The organism is Microbacterium sp. GbtcB4, assembly GCF_019091465.1.
In the GTDB taxonomy this organism is placed as follows: domain Bacteria; phylum Actinomycetota; class Actinomycetes; order Actinomycetales; family Microbacteriaceae; genus Microbacterium; species Microbacterium paraoxydans.
This window is the reverse complement of sequence record NZ_JAGXJJ010000691.1, coordinates 1-232: the sequence shown is the minus strand read 5'-3', so window position 1 is coordinate 232 and position 232 is coordinate 1. Positions and strand designations below refer to the sequence as shown.

The 232-nt window shown below is 72.8% G+C and carries 1 protein-coding gene; it reads left to right on the top strand.

Going from position 1 to position 232, the window contains the following annotated elements; translation table 11 throughout:
- Positions 1-232 (top strand): iron chelate uptake ABC transporter family permease subunit (locus KVS71_RS19280; RefSeq protein ID WP_217585329.1); only part of this gene is annotated, 232 nt, incomplete at both ends.

Sequence of the window (232 nt, the reverse complement as noted above, 5' to 3'; positions counted from 1 at the left end):
CCTGAGCCGCTCCGGCGGTCACACCGAAGTGGTCACGCTCCTGCTCACCGATATCGGGATCAACCCCATCGCCGGCGCCGGCATGGCCTTCCTCACCTTCCTCGCCACGACCTCGACGCGCGAGCAGATCGTGTTCTGGCAGCTCGGCACGCAGGACGGCGCCCTCTGGGCGCACAACCCCCACCGCGCGCCGCTGGCGGCGGTCGGCCTGGCGGTCGCCCCCCTCGAGCCG